The sequence below is a fragment of the Comamonas sp. A7-5 genome (genome assembly GCF_039581385.1).
Taxonomy (GTDB): Bacteria; Pseudomonadota; Gammaproteobacteria; order Burkholderiales; family Burkholderiaceae_C; genus Comamonas; species Comamonas thiooxydans.
Genome location: NZ_JBCPWO010000005.1, coordinates 347,989 through 367,041 on the forward strand (window position 1 = coordinate 347,989; position 19,053 = coordinate 367,041).

The window sequence follows — 19,053 nt, forward strand, 5'->3', positions numbered from 1 at the left end:
CTATTCCTTTAGAGAACTTCAGGGGCCAGCGACACGATCTTCATGAACTTTTCGGTACGCAGTTCACGAGTCACGGGGCCAAAGATGCGGGTGCCGATAGGCTCCAGCTTGGCGTTCAGCAGCACGGCGGCATTGCCGTCGAACTTCACGAGCGAACCGTCTGCACGACGGATGCCCTTGGCGGTGCGCACCACCACAGCACTGTAGATCTCGCCTTTTTTGACGCGACCACGAGGAGCTGCTTCCTTGACGCTCACCTTGATGATGTCGCCAACACTTGCGTAGCGACGATGAGAACCGCCCAGCACCTTAATGCACTGAACAGACTTCGCGCCGGTGTTGTCGGCAACCTCTAACCGAGATTCTGTTTGGATCATTTCAATATTCCCAACTTGCTCCAGCAACGCTCGACAGCCCCAGAGTCTTCTCAAGGGCTGATCAAGCAGCCGGTCAGTCTTGGGCCCGTCGTCCACCTTCCGGACCATTCCGGAGGGCTTCCCGCTGGGCAGAAAGTTCCACGCTTTTAAACGTGAAGCAGGAGATTGTCGCAGGAAATCCTTTGTGCGTCAAGCGTTTAGCCTGCAATACCCGCACTGATTTCACTGGCGCAAAGCCCGGCAGACAGGCCTTTCGCACTTGCAACTAAAACAATAGCATGCCGCGCCATTAGCTCATTGATTTCAAACAATAAATTAGCCGAAATCAACAGCCATCAAGCACTGAAAGCTCACATTTTCACGAGGCCTGCGGATCGCAGCCTGTTGCCCGCACGCCACGCCCGCAGGGCGGCCGCACAGATCAGCCTTGGGCGGGTAGATATTGACGGGTCAGGGCCAGGAAGTCGTTGAGCTGCACATCCTGGGCCAGCTCTTCGGTCAGGATGGCCGCCACACGGGGCGCGATCTCGGCCGCCTTGCGGGCATCGAGAAAAAGCAGGCGGCTGCGGCGCGCCAGCATGTCCTCGACGGTGCGCGCGTACTCGAAGCGGGCGGCAAAGCGCACCATGGCCTCGGAAAGACCGTCCATCAGCCAGTTCTGAGCACCCGGCAACGCCGCCACGGCGGCAGCATCCGTTCCGTAGGAGTGCAGACCCTGGCTCTGGTTCATGCTGTGCGTGACTGCGGCCTCCGCCGGCGCACCAACCAGGGGCAGGTTCACGGTCACCCCGGCAGGGCGACTGGGCAAACGACCGATCTGGAAGCATTCGGCCAGCACATCCTCGGACATGGCTCGGTAAGTCGTCCATTTGCCGCCGGTGACTGTCACCAGGCCGGTCTTGCTGGCCATCACCGTGTGCTCGCGGCTGATTTTCTTGGTGTTCTCGCCATCATCGTCCTGCGGCTTGACCAGCGGACGCAGGCCCACCCACATGCTGCGCACATCGGCCAGCGTGGGCTGACGATTCAGATACTTGCCGGCCTCGCCGAGAATGAAATCCAGCTCTTCGGGGAAAGGCAGGGGTTCGCGCGCCAGATCGTGACGCGGCGTGTCGGTGGTTCCCAAAATGACCTTGCCCAGCCACGGCACGGCAAACAGCACGCGACCATCGGCCGTCTTGGGGATCAGCAGCGCATGATCCGTGGGCAGGAACTCGCGGTCCACCACCACGTGCACGCCCTGGCTGGGCGCCACCATGGGCTTGACGGGCTTGCCCTGGGCCTCGGCATCCTGCTGGCGGAACAGATCCACCCATGGTCCCGTGGCATTGACCACGCACTTGGCGCGCACGGTGAAGTTGCGGCCCGATTCCGCATCGCGGCAGATCAGGCCGGCAATCTGCTGCCCCTCGTAGATCAGCTTTTCCGCCGGGCAGTAATTGATCAGCAAAGCGCCCTTGGCCGCTGCGGTACGCGCCAGCGCCAGCGCCAGGCGCGCATCGTCAAACTGGCCATCCCAGTACTTGACCCCGCCCTTGAGACCTTTTTGCTGAACGGTCGGCAGGTATTTCACGGTCTTGGCGCTGGAGAGGAATTCGGTAGCCCCCAGGCCGGCCTTGCCGGCCAGCGCGTCATACATCTTGAGGCCGATGCCGTAGAACGGCGTATCCAGCAGCTTGTACGAGGGCATCACAAAGGCCAGAGGCTGGGCCAGATGCGGTGCGTTGTGCAGCAGGGTCGTGCGCTCATGCAGTGCTTCGCGCACCAGGGAGATATTGCCCTGCGCCAGATAGCGCACGCCGCCGTGCACCAGCTTGGTGGCACGCGAGGAAGTGCCCTTGGCGAAGTCCAGCGACTCCAGCAGCACGACCTTGAAGCCGCGCGCCGCCGCATCCACCGCCACACCCAGCCCCGTGGCACCGCCGCCCACGATGGCCAGATCGAAGCTTTCGGTCTGCGCCAGGCGCTCCAGCAGTTGAGCACGCGTTGTAGCCAAGGGTTGAGTGGACTGGTTCATGGAACGACTTCTGCGGTGATCGCCGCGCCGCCATCATCCAGCGATGAGACGCGCACAGCAAAGAACAAATTTCAGATCGAATATTTTCGCTCTTTTTCGCTTTTAGTGCATTGCAAATCCCAAATATCGATTCGTTTTAGCGCGATTCGAGCCCAAACCGCTGGCCCGGCGCCACCCCGGCCAGGCCGCAACATCGGCAATCGGCGCGCTTGCACACTCTCAATGCATGAACTGCATTCTTCTTGCAGCGCCAATTGTTACTGCTGCAACAACTCGCCACGATGACATATAACCGCAGCTTGCTGTCAGACTTCAGACTCGGCATGGATTCATTTTTGTTTTTTACCGGGCAATTCCATAGAAAATCACCCTATTAGAGGTTCGTTTGGATTCGCTCACAATCCCTGCACTGCCGCTGCGGCTGACGCTCTCCCCTTTAGAGCTCTTCGCCTGCAGCGCGTCCATGCACCAATAGCACCTATATAACCAGTCACCAGTCATGAACAGCAATCCCCGCCAGTTGCAGCTTGTCGAAGAAGTCCGCGCCCGCCAGTCCACCTCGGTGGAGCAACTGGCAGAAATCCTCGGGGTCACGCTGCAGACCGTGCGCCGCGACATACAGAAGCTGGCCGATGCAGGATTGCTGGTGCGCTTTCATGGCGGCGTGCGCGTGCCCAGCGCCACCGTGGAGAACCTGGCCCATACCCAGCGCCAGGTGCTGCACGCCGAAGGCAAGATGCGCATCGCACGCGCCATTGCCGAAGCCATTCCCAACGGCTGCTCGCTGATTCTCAATATCGGCACCACCACCGAAGCGGTGGCCCAGGCCCTGCTGCAGCACAAGGGGCTGCGCGTCATCACCAACAATCTCAATGTCGCCGCCATCCTCAGCAGCAACGCCGATTGCGAGGTCATCGTCGCCGGCGGCGTGGTGCGCACACGCGACCGCGGCATTGTCGGCGAGGCGGCCGTGGACTTCATGCGGCAGTTCAAGGTTGACATTGCCGTGATCGGCATCTCGGCCATCGAGTCGGACGGCAGCCTGCGCGACTTCGACCTGCGCGAGGTCAAGGTGGCCCAGACCATCATCGGCCAGTCGCGTGAAGTCTGGCTGGCAGCCGACCACAGCAAGTTCAGCCGCCAGGCCATGGTGGAGCTGGCACGACTGAATCAGATCGACCGCCTGTTCACCGACGTTGCGCCCTCCGCGCCATTCGATGCCCTGTTGCGCGATGCCGAGGTGCAATGCACCATCGCCCAATGAATGCTGCCCCCCCCTATCTGATTCGCCCTGCGCTACCCGAAGATGCCGCAGGCATTGCCGGGCTGCTGCATGACATCGGCTGGTTCAAGGCCTACGAAAGTCACTCCACATCCCAGAACACCGAGGCCGTGAAGGCGCTGCTGGACGAGCTGCAGGCCGGGCCGGAGCGCTCTCTGATGCTGGTGGCGCAAGACGGCCAGCAACGCATTCACGGCTACTGCGCCGTGCACTGGCTGCCGGTCGCCGTGCTGCAAGGCTGGGAAGCCTATGTGAGCGAGCTGTTTGTCGCCGAGGCAGCGCGCGGTGCAGGCCTGGGCCAGCAGTTGCTGGACGCGGCCACACAGGCTGCGCGCGAGCGCCATTGCATACGCATCTGGCTGGTCAACAACCGCGAACGTCCTTCCTATGTGCGCGGCTTTTATTCCCGGCAGGGCTGGAGCGAGCAGACCGAAATGGCGCGCTTTGTGCTCCCCCTCTGAATCACGGACAACCCATGACAACCTATCTGCTCGCCCTGGACCAGGGCACCTCCAGCTCCCGCTCCATCGTCTTCGACACGCAAGGCCGCATCGTGGCGTCGGCCCAGCTGGAGCTGCCGCAGATCTACCCACAGCCGGGCTGGGTGGAGCATGACCCGCGCGAGATCTGGCGCACCCAGCTGAGCACCGCCAAGGAGGCGCTGGCCAAGGCGGGCCTCAAGGCTGGCGATATCCGCTCGGTGGGCATTACCAATCAGCGCGAGACCACCATCGCCTGGAACCGCAAGACCGGCGCGCCCATCCACCACGGCATCGTCTGGCAGGACCGCCGCGCCGAACCCACCTGCGTGCAGCTGCGCGAAGCCGGCCACAGCGACACCATTCTGCGCAAGACCGGCTTGCGCATCGATGCCTATTTTTCAGGTACCAAGCTCAAGTGGCTGCTGGACAACGTGCCCGGCGCACGCGCCGCAGCGCAGGCCGGCGAGCTGGCCTTCGGCACAGTGGATTGCTGGCTGATCTGGCAGCTGACGGGCGGCAAGCGCCATGTCACCGATGTGAGCAATGCCAGCCGCACCATGCTCTTCAATGTGCACAGCAACCAGTGGGACGCCGATCTTCTGGCCCTGCTCGACATCCCTGCGAGCCTGATGCCCGAAGTCCTGCCCTCGGCCGCCGATTTCGGCCAGACAGCCGACGAGGTGCTGGGCGGCTCCATCAAGATCGGCGGCGTGGCCGGCGACCAGCAAAGTGCGCTGTTCGGCCAGGCCTGCTTCGACGCCGGCATGGCCAAGAACACCTATGGCACGGGCTGCTTCATGCTCATGCATACGGGTAGCAGCTTCCAGACCTCGAGCAACGGCCTGCTGACCACATCGGCCGCCCAGGCGGGCAGCCAGCCCCAGTTTGCGCTGGAAGGCAGCGTCTTCGTAGGCGGTGCCGTGGTGCAGTGGCTGCGCGACGGCCTGCAGGCCATCGAGCACAGCGGCCAGGTCCAGCAACTGGCCGAAAGCGTGCCCGACAGCGGCGGCGTGATGCTGGTGCCCGCTTTTACCGGCCTGGGCGCCCCCTACTGGAAGCCCGATGCGCGCGGCACCATCACCGGACTGACGCGCGGCACGACGATGGCCCATATCGCTCGCGCGGCCCTGGAATCCATTGCCTACCAGAGTGCTGCCCTGCTCGGCGCCATGAGCCGCGACGCCGTGGCCACGGGCGGTACGCCGGTCAGCGAGCTGCGCGTGGACGGCGGCGCCTGCGTGAACAATCTGCTGATGCAGTTCCAGGCCGATCTGCTGGGCATTCCCGTGGTGCGCCCGGCCTGCGTGGAAACCACGGCCCTGGGTGCAGCCTATCTGGCCGGCCTGTCCAGCGGCGTCTATCAGAGCACCGAGGAGCTGTCGGCATTGTGGAAGGCCGAGCGCCGCTTCCTGCCCACGCTGGGCAAGGACCGCGCCGACGAGCTGATGCAGCGCTGGGAACAGGCCGTGCGCCAGACCACGGCGCAGTAAAGCCGCTGCACTGGGCGCTGGCCAGGCAAGCGCTCAAGCCCTCAGAAAAGCCATCAAAAAAGGGATGCCAAGGCATCCCTTTTTGCTTGGACAGCGGCCGCGTTGAACGCTCAGTCTTCGTCACCCAGCAGCGCCTTGTGGATCACGGCGCCGATGATGGCGCCCACGATGGGAGCCAGCCAAAACAGCCAAAGTTGCTCCAGCGCGATGGCCGGCCCGAACAGCGCCGGGCCAGTGCTGCGGGCGGGGTTGACCGAGGTGTTGGTCACGGGAATGGAGATCAGGTGGATCAACGTCAGGCACAGGCCGATGCTCATGCCCGCAAAGCCCACGGCAGCCTTCTTGGTGGTGGAGCCCAGGATCACCAGCAGAAACACTGCGGTCAGCACCACTTCGGTCACCAGCGCCGCAGCCATATTGAACTTGCCCGGCGAGTGATCCCCGTAGCCGTTGGTGGCCAGATCGGCCACCTGGGCGCCAGCCTTGCCACTGGCAATGAAATACAGCGCGGCGGCCGCCACAATGGCACCCAGCACCTGGGCAATGATGTAACCGGGCAGCTCGGCAAAGCGAAAACGCCCCGCAACTGCCAGACCGACGGAGACCGCTGGATTGAAGTGACCGCCGGAGACTGGACCGAAGGCGTAAGCGCCCGTCAGCACCGTCAGGCCGAAGGCAAAGGACACGCCCAGCAGGCCGATGCCCACTTCGGGAAAGGCCGCTGCCAGCACCGCGCTGCCACAACCGCCAAACGTCAGCCAGAAAGTACCCAGAAACTCCGCCGACCATTTTTTGACATTGGATGCCATGATTGCTCCCTATTTCCGATGGCGTTGTCCGTGCAGCCCCGCGCGGCACAGAAATGCTGGCATCTTAGAAAGCGATCAGCGAAAAGTACAAGGCACAAATGTGAACAATCCACGACAGCTCTGCCTTTGGGTCCTCTCGTTGATCTGCGCCAGTCTCGCTGCCTGCACGACGGCGTCGCTCGCACCCCACCGCATCTGCAGCACATCCGAGGCCCGGCCCTGGTCCCTGCTTGGGGAAATCCGCTGGCAGCACGACAAGCTGTTTGCCGACACACCAGTGGGCGGCCTGTCCTCGATCGACTACGACGCGGGCAGCAATCTGTACTACCTGGTCAGCGACGACCGCTCCGCCCATGGGCCGGCGCGCTTTTACACGGCGCGTATCGAATACGACGCCAGCGGCCTGCATCAGGTCAGACTGCAAAATGCCCGACCGCTGCTCAGCCCCGCCCAGGCCCCCTACCCCAGCCACCGCCAGCCCGTGCCCGGCATCGCGACACCCGACGCGGAAGCCCTGCGCGTGCTGCCAGGAGGTCAGTCCCTGCTGTGGAGCAGCGAGGGCGACTTCTCACGCGGATTCGGCCCGCAATTGCTGCAATCAGGCAAGGATGGACACTGGCTGCGCGAATGGCCGCTGCCGCCCGAGCTGCACCTGCCGAGCAGCAAGACCCAAGGGCCGCGCAGCAACTTCACGCTCGAAGGTCTGGCGCTGAGCCAGGATGGCCGAACGCTCTGGCTGGCCATGGAGGCAGCGCTCAGACAGGACGGGGCCCTGCCCGCAGCTGAGCACTCGGGCGGCCCGGTGCGCATTACCGCCTATGACATGGGCACGCAGCAGCCCGCGCGCCAGCTTGCCTATCTGCCCGATGCCCTGCCTGCCGACCTGTGGCTGCAACGCGGTGCCATCAACGGCATCAGCGCCGTGCTGGCCGACGGCCCTGAACATCTGCTGGTGCTGGAGCGCTCCTTTGCGCCACCGCTGCGATTCGGCGCCCGCATCTACCGCATCAGCACCCGTGCCGACGCAAGCAGCGATACGCTGGGCCAAACCCGGCTCGTGCCGGGCAGCTACCGCCCTGCAGACAAGGAATTGCTGCTGGACCTGGCCGATGCCGACCTGCGGTCCGTGGACAACCTGGAGGGCATGAGCTGGGGCCCGCAGCTGCCCGATGGCCGACGCGTGCTGCTGCTGGTCAGCGACAACAACTTCAATCCTGCCGAAGTCACCCAGTTCGTCGCATTGAGCGAGGAGCGCGGCCGCTGCGGCGCAGGTTTATAGTGCCGTTCTGCGCCTGGAATCCGAATACAGGCTTGCCCACTTGCTGCATCGCAGAGCGAATCGAACCATCATGAGCCAGACCGACCACTCGACCTCCGTTTTCCCTCCCATCGCCTTTATCGGCGGTGGCAACATGGCCAGCGCCATCATCGGCGGCCTGATCCGCCAGGGCGTTTCGGCCAGCAGCATCACCGTGGTCGAGCCTTTTGAAGCCACGCGCGCTGCGATCAAGACCAGCTTCGGCATCGACGCCCTGCCCGCCGCCACCGAGGCCCTGCAAAGCGCCCAACTGGTGGTCTGGGCCGTCAAGCCCCAGAGCTTCAAGGAAGCGGCCGCTCCCGTTGCCGCCCACACCCGCCACGCCCTACACCTGAGCGTGGCGGCCGGCATCACCACCAACAGCATTGCGGCCTGGACCGGCACCCACCGCATCGTGCGCGCCATGCCCAATACACCGGCCCTGGTGGGCAAGGGCATGACGGGCCTATTCGCCCGCCCCGAGGTCGATGCCCAGGGCAAGGCCCTGATCGAGACCGTGATCGGCAGCACCGGCGAACTCACCTGGGTAGACAAGGAAGCCCATCTGGATGCCGTGACGGCCATCTCCGGCTCCGGCCCCGCCTATGTATTCCTGTTCCTCGAAGCCATGACCCAGGCAGGCGTCGACATGGGCCTCAGCGCCGAGCAAAGCTACAAGCTGGCCGTGGCCACTTTTGCGGGCGGCTCGGAACTGGCGGCACGCTCCAGCGAAAGCGCCGAAGTGCTGCGCCAGCGCGTGACCAGCAAGGGCGGCACCACCTACGCTGCCATCACTCATATGCAGGAGCAGAAGCTGCCCGAGCATTTCATCGAAGCCATGCGCAAGGCCCAGATCCGCGCACAGGAGCTGGCTGCCGAGTTCGGCAAATAAAAAAACCGGCCTTGGCCGGTTTTTTTTGAGTCTTTCAGGAATCTATCGCTTATCAGTCAAGCGCTTTGAGCTATTAAAACAGGACTATTTCAACGCAAACCCTAGCGCCACGCCCGCAAAGATCGCAGCACCAATCCAGTGACTCTTGCTGAAGGCGACAAAACAGCCTTCGCGCGTGCGGTCTTTGATCAGGCTGAAATGCCAGACGATCTGTGCCGCTGCCACGCCCATGCCCAGCCAGAAGGGCCAGCCCAGCTGATAAGGAGCCAGCACCCAGGCGCTCAGCCCCCAGCACAGGGCAAAGAACAGCATGATCGCCGTGACATCGAAACGGCCCAGGGTGATGGCCGAGGTCTTCATGCCGATCTTGAGATCGTCATCGCGGTCCACCATGGCGTATTCGGTGTCATAGGCCAGCACCAGAAACATATTCGCCAGCCACATCGTCCAGGCCGTGGCGCTGACCTCACCGGTCACCGCCGCAAACGCAATCACGATGCCGAAATTGAAGGCAATGCCCAGAAAGGCCTGAGGCATGGCAAAAAAGCGCTTGGTGAAGGGATAGAGAATCGTGAACAGCACGGCGGGCACCGACCAGGCCACGGCCTCCCAGCGGGTGGACAACACCAGGCCGAAGGCCACCAGCGTGAGCACCAGGCCGACCATGGCCGCCTCCCTGACCGAGATCTGACCACTGGTGATGGGGCGCTGGGTGGTGCGCTTCACATGCCTGTCGAAGTCGCGGTCGGCAATATCGTTGATGGTGCAGCCCGCGCTGCGCATCAGCACCGTGCCCAGCACAAAGACCACGAGCAGATGCCAGCCCGGAAAGCCCTGGCCTGCCACCCACAGCGCCACCAGCGTGGGCCAGACCAGCACCAGCCAGCCTGCGGGGCGGTTGAAGCGGATCAGATCAAGATACAGCGACAGCTTGGAGCGCGGCGAAGCAGGGATGGAGGCGGACATGAGACGGTTTCCGAAAGGCAGGAGATCATGACCGGGCCCCAGGCCACGGTCAGCGCAGCGGCAATTGTGCCTCGGCCTGCGGCGGCCCGATGGCGCCGCCCCCATGCTCGACACGGTCTGTCAACCAGAGCACCAGGGCCGTCCAGCCCAGGCCCAGACACAGGCCCGCCAGCACATCGCTAGCATGGTGCACGGACAGCAGCACACGGCTCAAGCCCGTGCTCAGGGCCAGCAGCGCCGCCGCCGCAAAGACCCAAGCCCGCCAGCGCCGCGGCAGGCGACGAGCGGCCAGCCAGGCCAGCATGCCGAAAATCGCTGCCGTGCCCGCGCTATGGCCGCTGGGAAAGCTGAAGCCGGCCTCATGCACCAGCCCGTCCAGCGGACGCGCGCGCTGCATGGTCCCCTTGATGAAACGCACCCACAGTCCGGTGCCGGCCACCGCCACCACCCAGCTCAGCAGCTGCAGACCCTGGCGCCGCCACAGCAGCCACAGGCCCACGACCAGACTTAGCAACCCCATGACGCGCAAATCCCCGAGCTGGGTCCATGTCCGCACCAGAGGCTGCAGCATGGGCGGCAGGGCCGCGCTCACCGCGCGCTGCAGCTTCAGATCCAGGGCCATCAGCCCCTGAGGCGGCTGCACCGACTGGGACTGGTGCACGCCGACGCTCAGCAGGGCCAGAAGCACAGCGGCCAGTGCCGCCACCGCCAGCAAGCGACCGCCATCCGCCCTGAAGTCCGCGCTGCGGTCCTGCCACAACCACTCGGCCCGGCCCTGCGCACGGCAACGCAGCATGTAGGCCCCAACCAGCAATAGCAGCAGCAACACCCAGATGACATGGCTGTCCACCCATTGCGCCAGCAGGACCACGGGAGTCGCTGCAGAAAACACAGGCATTCCTTTCAAAAGCAAAAGCGAAAAAGCCCTGACGGGCCTCTGGAGGCTAGCCCGTCAAGGCTTGGGGAAGACCGGAACGAGCTGCTGCCGCGGCGCGGCTCACTCCTCGAGCAGGGAGCGCAGCATCCAGGCGGTCTGCTCGTGCACGGCCAGACGCTGGGTCAGCAGATCGGCCGTGGGCTCGTCGCCGGCCTTGTCGGCACGTGGGAACAGCTGGCGAGCCGTGCGCGCCACGGCCTCGTGGCCCTGCACCAGGATGCGCACCATCTCCAGGGCCTTGGGCGGCTGGGCCGGGGCATCGGGCAGGCTGGTGAGCTTGCCGAACTGGGCGTAGGAGCCAGGTGCATGGTGGCCCAGTGCGCGGATGCGCTCGGCCACGGGATCGACGGCATTCCACAGCTCGGTGTACTGCGCCATGAACATGGTGTGCAGCGTGTTGAACATGGGCCCCGTGACATTCCAGTGGAAGTTGTGCGTGGTCAGGTACAGCGTATAGGTGTCGGCCAGCAGCACCGACAGCCCCTTGGCGATGGCAGCACGGTCCTCGTCGCTGATGCCGATGTGGATGCCTGCGGGCACCTGCGGCGTGGCATCCGGCTTGTGTTTCTGCGATTTGTCCTTGCCTTGCTTGGTCATGCACTCACCTTTCAGGTTTAACGGATCCAGACTCCCGCCCTCTTCAAGCCACTGCAGCAGCGCTTATTGCGACAGGCGCTGTACTCCTGGCAGCGGGCAGGCGTAGACGGCATTACGCAGTGCGGCAATCGCCTCATAGCGCGTGAAACTGCGCCGCCAGGCCAGCACCACACGGCGGGTGGGCGGTGCAATGCCGTCTTCCTCATGAATCGGAAGATAGCGGATATGAGGTTCGTCAGCGCGGCGACGGCGTTCAATGGGAGCCAGCGCATCTTCGGGCACGGACAATCGCGGCACCAGGGTCACGCCCATGCCGGCGGCCACCATGTACTTGATGGTTTCCAGCGACGAGCCCTCGAACGTGCGGCGAATGCCCTCGGAGTTGCTGGCATAGCGCGCGAACTCCGGGCAAACCTCCAGCACATGGTCGCGGAAGCAGTGACCCGCGCCCAGCAGCAGCATGGTCTCGTTCTTGAGATCCGTGGTGGACAGGCTTTTCTTCTGCGCCAGCGGGTGGGTGCTGGGCACGGCGGCCATGAAGGGCTCGTCGTACAGCGGCGCCAGTGCCAGGCCGGTATCGGGGAAGGGCTCAGCCATGATGGCGCAGTCGATCTCGCCCGTGCGCAGCATCTCCAGCAGCTTGACGGTGAAGTTCTCCTGCAGCATCAGCGGCATCTGCGGCGTCATATTGATGGAGTTGCGCACCAGATCAGGGAGCAGATAGGGGCCTATGGTGTAGATCACGCCCAGGGTCAGAACGCCTGACAGCGGGTCCTTGCCGCGCTTGGCGATTTCCTTGATCTCGTTGGCCTGCTCGAGCACGCTTTGGGCCTGGCGCACGATCTCCTCACCCAGCGAGGTCACCGAGACCTCGCCGGCACTGCGCTCGAAAATCTTGACATCCAGCTCTTCCTCCAGCTTCTTGATCGCCACGGACAGCGTAGGCTGGGACACATAGCAGGCTTCGGCTGCGCGGCCAAAGTGCTTCTCCCGCGCAACGGCCACGATGTACTTCAATTCGGTAAGAGTCATAGAGAGTGGATCTTTCGGATCATCAATAACGGCATTGATTCATCCTGTTTTTGCATTCAATCACATATTACCAAGGCAAAAGATTACATATATTCCTGCAAAAACGTAACTATTTACGTCTACAGACGCAATTTTCGGTACTTCAGGCCTTCAGATACTCGGCCTTGCCACCCAGCCAGCGGCTGACATGGCGTGCCGCCAGCGCAGGAAATTGCTCAAGCATAAGCGGTGCCAGCTCGCGCGCCCAGTCCAGCAGGAGCACGTCCTGCTCGAGATCGGCAAAGCGCAGCATGGGTGCGCCCGACTGCCGGGCGCCGAGAAACTCGCCCGGGCCGCGAATCTCCAGATCCCGCCTCGCGATCTCGAAACCGTCATTGGTCTCGGCCATGGCACGCAGGCGCTCCTTGCCGGTATCGGACAGTCGCCCGTTGTCATTGACCGAATACAGCAGCACACAGGCCGAGGCTGCAGCGCCGCGCCCCACACGGCCGCGCAACTGGTGCAGCTGCGAGAGACCGAAGCGCTCCGAGTGTTCGATGACCATCAACGAGGCATTGGGCACGTCCACCCCCACCTCGATCACCGTGGTGGATACCAGCACCCCCATGACGCCGGCAGAAAACAGCTCCATCACGGCCTTTTTCTCGGCCGTGGGCATGCGCGAGTGCAGCAGCCCCACCATGACACCTGGCAGCATTTCGCTCAAATATTCATGGGTGGCCGTGGCATTCGACAGATCCAGCGCTTCGCTCTCCTCGATCAACGGGCAGACCCAGTAGACCTGACGCCCGCTGGCGACCTGGGCACCGATACGCTCGATCACCTCGTCCTTGCGGCTGTCCGAGATCAGCTTGGTGACGATGGGCGTGCGCCCTGGCGGCAGCTCGTCGATGGTGGAGACATCGAGGTCGGCGTAATAGCTCATGGCAAGCGTGCGCGGAATCGGTGTGGCGCTCATCATCAACAAATGCGGCTCCATACCCGTGGCCGCGAGCTTTTGCCGCAGTGCCAGGCGCTGGGCCACGCCAAAGCGGTGCTGCTCGTCGATCACGGCCAGGGCCAGGTTCTTGAACTGCACCTGCTCCTGAATCACGGCATGCGTGCCCACGACCAGCGCCGCCTCGCCGCTTTCCACCAGCGCCAGCATCGCGGCGCGCTCCTTCTTCTTCTGGGCGCCGGCCAGCCAGGCGACCTTTTTACCCAGCGGCGCCAGAATCGGCTCCAGCCAGCCGACCAGCTTGCCGAAATGCTGCTCGGCCAGGATTTCGGTCGGAGCCATCAACGCGCATTGCCAGCCGGCCTCAATACAGGCCACGGCAGACAGTGCTGCCACCACCGTCTTGCCCGAGCCCACATCGCCCTGCAGCAAACGATGCATGGGAATACGGCGCTCCATATCGGCCCGAATCTCTCCCACCACTCGCTGCTGCGCCCCCGTCAGGCCAAATGGCAGTTGCGCCAGAAACTGCTGCGTCAAATCCGCCATGCCGGCCTGCGGCCTGAGCACGGGCGCACGCAAGCGGGCGCGCTCGCGCTTGGCCTCGTACTGGGACAGCTGCTGGGCCAGCAACTCTTCCGCCTTGAGTCTTTGCCAGGTCGGGTGGGAATGGTCCTCCAGCGTGACCAAGGCCACGTCGGGGGTTGGATGGTGCAGAAAAATGAGCGCATTGCGCAAGTCATATGCCGGCTGCAGTCCATTTTGGCCATAGGACTGCGCGATAGGAGGCGACTGCCCCGGTGGCAAGGTCTCGGACAGATCGGCACGCAACAGCGCCGAGGCGATGGCCCGGCGCAGATACGCCTGGGGCAGACTGGCAGTGGCGGGATAGACCGGTGTCAGCGCCGTGGGCAGCTCGCCGCCCGCCACCCGGAATGCGGGGTGCATCATCTGCCGCCCCCAGAAACCGCCCTTGACCTCGCCGCGAATGCGCAGACGCGCCCCGGGCGCCATGGTCTTTTGCTGCGAGGGGTAGAAGCTGAAGAAAGTCAGCAGACAAGTGCTGCTGCCATCATCCACGGTGACCTTGAGCATACGCCGCGGGCGCAGTTGCACCTCGCTGTGCGTGACCGTGGCTTCGATCTGCACCGTCTCGCCATCACGCGCGTTCTTCAGCGGCACGATGCGGGTTTCGTCCTCATAGCGCAGCGGCAGATGCAAAGCCAGATCGATATCGCGCGTCAATCCCATCTTCTGCAAGGCCTGCTGCGCAGGACTGACGGTCTTTTTGGGAACGGCATCCTGGTCCATGCCCGCCTTTTTCTCACGAGCGGCAGCGCGCTTGACAGCAGACTTCGGCTCTGCAACAGGCTTTTTTGACACAGACAACTGAGACTCCTTGACTACACTCCCCGCGACAGGGAAAGCAATGTATGTATATACAGCATATTCAGGTTTGCAAACAACTGCCGCCAGCGCAATAACGTCAAAATCGCTACCATTCTCAAATTGTTACTATGTGTTTCCTCGTAAATCCATGTTGAAACGAGTTGATGTCGAGCACCTGCGCCCGGGGATGTTTGTGCACGAGTTCTGCGGCTCGTGGATGGAGCACCCCTTTTTGCGTACCCGCCTCCTGCTCGATCAGCCCAGGGACCTGGAACGCCTGCTTGCCACCACCATCCGCCAGGTGTGGATAGACACCGGCAAGGGGGCCGACATCGCCCCCGACATCACGCCCGCAGAAGTCTTGGAGTCGCCAGGCGACGAAGCTGTGCCCAGCTCGCCGGTACGGCCCACCAGAACCAGCGTGGAGTTGCAACAGGCCCATCAGATCATTGGGCAGGCACGTGATGTGCTCAAGACCATGTTCAAGGACGTTCGCCTGGGCCGTCCGCTGGACCTGCCTGCCTCAGGCCAGCTGGTCGACGAGATGGCCGAGTCGATCAAGCGCAACCCCCATGCACTGATCAGCCTGGCGCGTCTGAAGACTGCGGACAACTACTCCTATATGCACAGCATTGCGGTGTGCGCGCTGATGATTGGTCTGGCACGCCGCATGGGCCTGGACGAGCACCAGGTGCATCAGGCCGGTATCGCAGGCCTGCTGCACGATATCGGTAAAAGCAGAGTGCCGCCGGATGTTCTCAACAAGCCTGGGCCGCTGGATGCCGAGGAATGGGTCATCATGAAGTCCCACCCTCGCTGGGGCTACGAAATCCTGTTGCCTCAGGGGCTGGACGACGCCGTTACCGACGCCTGCCTGCATCACCACGAAAAAGTCGACGGCACGGGCTATCCCGACGGACTGAAGCAGGACGAGATCAGTCTGATGGCGCGCATGACGGCAGTCTGCGATGTCTATGACGCAATCACCTCGGATCGCCCCTACAAGCAGGGCTGGCACCCGGCCATCGCGCTGCAGCGCATGGCGCAATGGGCGCCCCATCATTTCGACAAGGCCATCTTCGAGCAGTTTGTCCAGACGGTGGGCATCTACCCGCTGGGCTCGCTGGTGCGGCTGCAGTCGCAGCATCTTGCCGTGGTGCTGGATGTCTCGCCGACCTGTTTGCTGACCCCGAAAGTGCGGCGCTTTTACTGCCTCAGCCAGCAGCGCCGCATCACGCCCGAGATTCTCGACCTGGCCTGCCCACATGCCAACGACAGCATAGTCGGACGCGAAGACCCTGCCGACTGGCCCTTCAGGAATCTCAACGAGCTCTGGACCCCAGCTGCTGCTCAGCCCTGAAGCCGGCAGCCCTAATGGCGATTTGCGACAATCGCCCACTTGTTTGATTGAACTTGGAACGGGCCTCGTACGGCCCTCAAGCACCGCATGTCTTCCTGCACCCGTGAATTCACACTCAGCGATTTCGACTTCGACCTGCCCGAATCCCTGATTGCCCAGCATCCCACCGCCGTTCGCAGCGCCTCGCGCCTGCTTGACGGCCGCAGCCTCCCTGCCACCGACCGCATCTTCCGCGAACTGCCCGATTTGCTGCAGCCCGGCGACCTGCTGGTCTTCAACGACACCAAGGTCATCAAGGCGCGCGTCTTCGGCGAAAAGGCCAGCGGCGGCAAGATCGAGCTGCTGGTCGAGCGCGTGCTGCAGAACAACGAGGTCGTGGCCCATATGCGCGTGAGCAAAAAGCCCTTGCCTGGTGCCAAGATCCATCTTTGCGGCGGCCTCAAGAACGGCGGTTTCGAAGCCACCCTGCTGGGCCGCTGGCCGGATGAGAACGGACCGCTGTTCCATCTTTCCTTCAAGGGCAACCAGGGCGAATCGCCCTATGAATTGCTGGAGCAGTTCGGCCACCTGCCGCTGCCGCCCTATATCGAGCGCCAGCAGAACGCCGAGCATGATCCCGATGAGAAAGAAGACAGCGAGCGCTACCAGACCGTGTTCGCAGCCCACCCTGGTGCCGTAGCCGCACCGACCGCCGCCCTGCATTTCGACGAGACCGTTCTGGCCGCCCTGCAAGCCAAGGGCGTGGAACGCGCCAGCGTCACCCTGCATGTGGGAGCCGGCACCTTTCAGCCCGTCAAGACCGAAAACCTTGCCGACCACACCATGCACAGCGAGTGGTACGACATTCCCCTGCCCACATTGGCTGCCATGGAGCGCTGCCGCCAGCGCGGTGGCCGCATCATTGCCGTGGGCACCACCACGGTGCGCACGCTGGAGTCCTGGGCCAAGTACGGCAATATCAGCGGCGACACCAGCATCTTCATCACACCGGGCTTTCAGTACCAGGTGGTGGACATGCTGATCACCAACTTCCATCTGCCCAAAAGCACGCTGATGATGCTGGTCAGCGCTTTTGCGGGCTATGAGCACATCATGGGCATGTATCAGCATGCGATTGCCCAGCACTACCGCTTCTTCAGCTATGGAGACTCCATGCTGCTGGAGCGCCAGCGCTGATCTGCAACACACTGGAGCCGCCGTGCCGGCTCCTGGCATAAGGAGTTACAGAAACACTGGGTCCAATCTTTTCTTAGTGGTAGATTTCATCGTTTTGTCAAAGTGCTTATTCATTTAGAAAAAATCAATGGAAGTTCAAACCCCACAAGATGAAGAGTTGGATCTGCTGGATCTATTGGTCACACTCGCAGAAAACTGGAAAATTCTGATTTTCGGCCCGCTATTGGCTGGCATTGCGGCTTACGGAATCGGCTTGGTGATCCCCAAGACCTACGAGAGCAGCGCATCGGTTCAGGTGGAGCGTCCCGGCTCCAGCTTTACCGCCCCCATGGCCGCCAGCCTGGTCATGTCTGCTGACGTGCTGCATCAGCTTGCCCCCGTTGCAGGCCTGGACGATGGCCTGACCAAGGAAGAAATCTATAAAAAACTCAGCAAGCGCATCACCGTCAATGTCGGCAAGCAGGACAAGCTGCTGAATATTTCAACCCAGGCCAAATCGCCCGAAGCGGCTCAAAAGCTCAACCAGGCACTGCTGGACACCTTGTTTCCTCTGAGCAAGCCACGCGGTCTGGAAAAAAAGCAGCTGGAGGTGCAACTGGCCTCCGAGAAGACACGCCTGGAGGAATCGCTCAAGCTGGAGCATGACACTTCTGCCAATCTCTCTTCTGGAAAAAGTGTCACCGAAGCCACCAGCCGCCTCTATGGTGAACTGCTGACCGCCAACAGCAATCGCCAGAAGGGGATTCTGGACATGGAGCGTCGCCTCGGCGGCCTGGACAACGACGATGTGATCCAGATGCCGACCCTGCCCGAGCGCTCCATCAAGCCCAAGAAGCCCATGCTGGCCATTGGTGCGGCTGTGGGTACCGGTTTCCTGCTGCTGCTGTTTGTCTTCATCCGACAGGCGCTGCGCACCGCCAAGGAGTCCTCGACCGAGCAGGCCGAAAAAATTGCGCGTATTCGTAACGCCATGCCCTGGTAATCCTTCTTCACCCCATCCAGTGCCCGCATCTAACAGTGCGGGCATTTTTATGGGCGTCACAACCAGAGCCGACAACTTCATCCCCCTAGAATTCCTCGCTTCTCTTGTCGCAAATCGCTACGGACATGCTTCCCAGCTGGCTCTCTCCCACACTTTCCACGTCAGCGCAATCAGCCATCCGCGGTGTTCTGCTCACCATATTCGCCTGTGCGCTGTTTGCCGTTCTGGATAGCGCCACCAAGTTCACGGGAACGCTGCTTCCGGTTCTCATGGTTCTGTGGCTGCGCTTCACGGCCCAGGCTCTGGTCACCAGCGTGCTGGTTTTGCCTCGGCACGGCCTTTCGGCACTGAAAACCCGGAACCTGAGGTTTCAGCTGCTGCGCGCGATCTCGGGGCTGTTGACCACGGTCTGCGCCTTCTTCTGCATAAAGAACATGCCTTTGGCCAATTTCACGGCCATCTGGTCAGCAGCGCCGCTCTTTATCGTGGTGGCCTCGGCGCTATTTTTCAAAGAGCAGGTCAGTCCTGCCCGTTGGTCGCTGCTGGTGATCGGTCTGCTGGCAGTGATTGCCATCGTCCGACCGGAAAACGATGGACAGCCCTTGGGCCTGGCCGCCCTGTGGCCGGTTGGTCTGCTGGTATCGGGCACCACCTACCAGGTCCTAGGAAGTCGCCTGTCGCGCCTGGATTCACCTCCAACCACCCAGCTTTACTCGACCTGGCTGCCCTTGCTGCTGACCACGCCTCTCATAGGCTTTGTATGGCAGCCCATCGATGACTGGCAGATCTACGCAGCAGCAGCTGTGATGGGCCTTTGCAGCGGCATTGGCCACCTGATGCTGCTGCAGGCATACACCCACGCCACGCCCGCAACCGTGGCACCTTTCCTCTACAGCCAGATCGGCTTTGCCATGCTGATGGGCTGGCTGTTTTTCGGGCAGCTTCCCGACAGCACATCGCTGCTCGGAATGACGGTGGTGACGCTCAGCGGCCTGACGGGCGTCTGGCTTGGAATCAGGGAAAAGCGCTGA

17 protein-coding genes are annotated in these 19,053 nt (G+C 62.7%); 9 read left to right on the forward strand and 8 right to left on the reverse strand.

Annotation, left to right across the window (positions count from 1 at the left end; translation table 11 throughout):
- Positions 1–8: 8 nt before the first annotated feature.
- Together rplN and AAIL67_RS11965 are read right to left on the reverse strand one after the other, a co-directional pair.
- Positions 9–377 carry a 50S ribosomal protein L14 gene (rplN, locus tag AAIL67_RS11960; RefSeq protein ID WP_003050500.1) on the reverse strand — a complete coding sequence of 123 codons (369 nt, stop codon included), beginning with the start codon at positions 375–377 and terminating at the stop codon, positions 9–11.
- Between the two features lie 421 nt (positions 378–798).
- Entirely contained in the window at positions 799–2,394 is a 1,596-nt protein-coding gene (locus tag AAIL67_RS11965; protein ID WP_034377342.1) for a glycerol-3-phosphate dehydrogenase/oxidase, read from the reverse strand.
- Positions 2,395–2,893: 499 nt separating this feature from the next.
- Here AAIL67_RS11965 and AAIL67_RS11970 point away from each other — a divergent pair, with 499 nt between their 5' ends.
- Genes AAIL67_RS11970 through glpK form a run of 3 tightly spaced genes read left to right on the forward strand, consistent with a single transcriptional unit; the run spans position 2,894 to position 5,648 of the window.
- Entirely contained in the window at positions 2,894–3,658 is a 765-nt protein-coding gene (locus tag AAIL67_RS11970; protein ID WP_003068405.1) for a DeoR/GlpR family DNA-binding transcription regulator, read from the forward strand.
- Complete coding sequence (locus tag AAIL67_RS11975; RefSeq protein ID WP_034355029.1) at positions 3,655–4,137, forward strand: GNAT family N-acetyltransferase; 483 nt, start codon at positions 3,655–3,657, stop codon at positions 4,135–4,137. Before AAIL67_RS11970 ends, AAIL67_RS11975 begins: the two co-directional genes overlap by 4 nt.
- 14 nt (positions 4,138–4,151) lie before the next feature.
- Positions 4,152–5,648: a glycerol kinase GlpK gene (gene glpK, locus AAIL67_RS11980; RefSeq protein ID WP_343484106.1), complete on the forward strand. Its 1,497-nt coding sequence runs from the start codon at positions 4,152–4,154 to the stop codon at positions 5,646–5,648.
- Positions 5,649–5,758: 110 nt separating this feature from the next.
- Here glpK and aqpZ read toward each other — a convergent pair whose 3' ends face one another.
- On the reverse strand, positions 5,759–6,457 hold the full coding sequence (aqpZ, locus tag AAIL67_RS11985) for an aquaporin Z (protein ID WP_003068393.1): 699 nt from the start codon (positions 6,455–6,457) through the stop codon (positions 5,759–5,761).
- Positions 6,458–6,557: 100 nt separating this feature from the next.
- On the opposite strand from aqpZ, the gene AAIL67_RS11990 reads away from it, so the two are divergent.
- Entirely contained in the window at positions 6,558–7,736 is a 1,179-nt protein-coding gene (locus AAIL67_RS11990) for an esterase-like activity of phytase family protein (protein ID WP_343484107.1), read from the forward strand.
- A 70-nt stretch (positions 7,737–7,806) separates the two neighbouring features.
- The gene (gene proC, locus AAIL67_RS11995) at positions 7,807–8,646 is read left to right on the forward strand and encodes a pyrroline-5-carboxylate reductase (RefSeq protein ID WP_059440572.1); all 840 of its coding nucleotides are present in this window, start codon (positions 7,807–7,809) and stop codon (positions 8,644–8,646) included.
- Between the two features lie 84 nt (positions 8,647–8,730).
- On the opposite strand, the gene ubiA is transcribed toward proC, so the two are convergent.
- The 5 genes from ubiA to recG form a co-directional block, all read right to left on the reverse strand.
- Positions 8,731–9,612, reverse strand: coding sequence for a 4-hydroxybenzoate octaprenyltransferase (gene ubiA, locus AAIL67_RS12000; RefSeq protein WP_343484108.1), 882 nt, complete (start codon positions 9,610–9,612; stop codon positions 8,731–8,733).
- 49 nt (positions 9,613–9,661) lie between these two features.
- On the reverse strand, positions 9,662–10,510 hold the full coding sequence (locus AAIL67_RS12005; protein WP_343484109.1) for a phosphatase PAP2 family protein: 849 nt from the start codon (positions 10,508–10,510) through the stop codon (positions 9,662–9,664).
- Between the two features lie 99 nt (positions 10,511–10,609).
- Positions 10,610–11,146, reverse strand: coding sequence for a Dps family protein (locus AAIL67_RS12010; protein ID WP_034377349.1), 537 nt, complete (start codon positions 11,144–11,146; stop codon positions 10,610–10,612).
- Between the two features lie 63 nt (positions 11,147–11,209).
- Entirely contained in the window at positions 11,210–12,178 is a 969-nt protein-coding gene (locus AAIL67_RS12015) for a LysR substrate-binding domain-containing protein (protein WP_003050465.1), read from the reverse strand.
- 142 nt (positions 12,179–12,320) lie between these two features.
- Positions 12,321–14,504: an ATP-dependent DNA helicase RecG gene (recG, locus tag AAIL67_RS12020; protein ID WP_343484110.1), complete on the reverse strand. Its 2,184-nt coding sequence runs from the start codon at positions 14,502–14,504 to the stop codon at positions 12,321–12,323.
- Between the two features lie 148 nt (positions 14,505–14,652).
- Here recG and AAIL67_RS12025 point away from each other — a divergent pair, with 148 nt between their 5' ends.
- The 4 genes from AAIL67_RS12025 (at position 14,653) to AAIL67_RS12040 (ending at position 19,053) form a co-directional block, all read left to right on the forward strand.
- Entirely contained in the window at positions 14,653–15,864 is a 1,212-nt protein-coding gene (locus AAIL67_RS12025; RefSeq protein ID WP_059440574.1) for an HD-GYP domain-containing protein, read from the forward strand.
- An 87-nt stretch (positions 15,865–15,951) separates the two neighbouring features.
- Complete coding sequence (gene queA / locus AAIL67_RS12030) at positions 15,952–17,040, forward strand: tRNA preQ1(34) S-adenosylmethionine ribosyltransferase-isomerase QueA (RefSeq protein ID WP_034377352.1); 1,089 nt, start codon at positions 15,952–15,954, stop codon at positions 17,038–17,040.
- 127 nt (positions 17,041–17,167) lie between these two features.
- Positions 17,168–18,022, forward strand: a complete 855-nt coding sequence (locus AAIL67_RS12035; protein ID WP_034377353.1) for a Wzz/FepE/Etk N-terminal domain-containing protein — start codon at positions 17,168–17,170, stop codon at positions 18,020–18,022.
- 125 nt (positions 18,023–18,147) lie between these two features.
- Positions 18,148–19,053 carry a DMT family transporter gene (locus AAIL67_RS12040; protein ID WP_045838820.1) on the forward strand — a complete coding sequence of 302 codons (906 nt, stop codon included), beginning with the start codon at positions 18,148–18,150 and terminating at the stop codon, positions 19,051–19,053.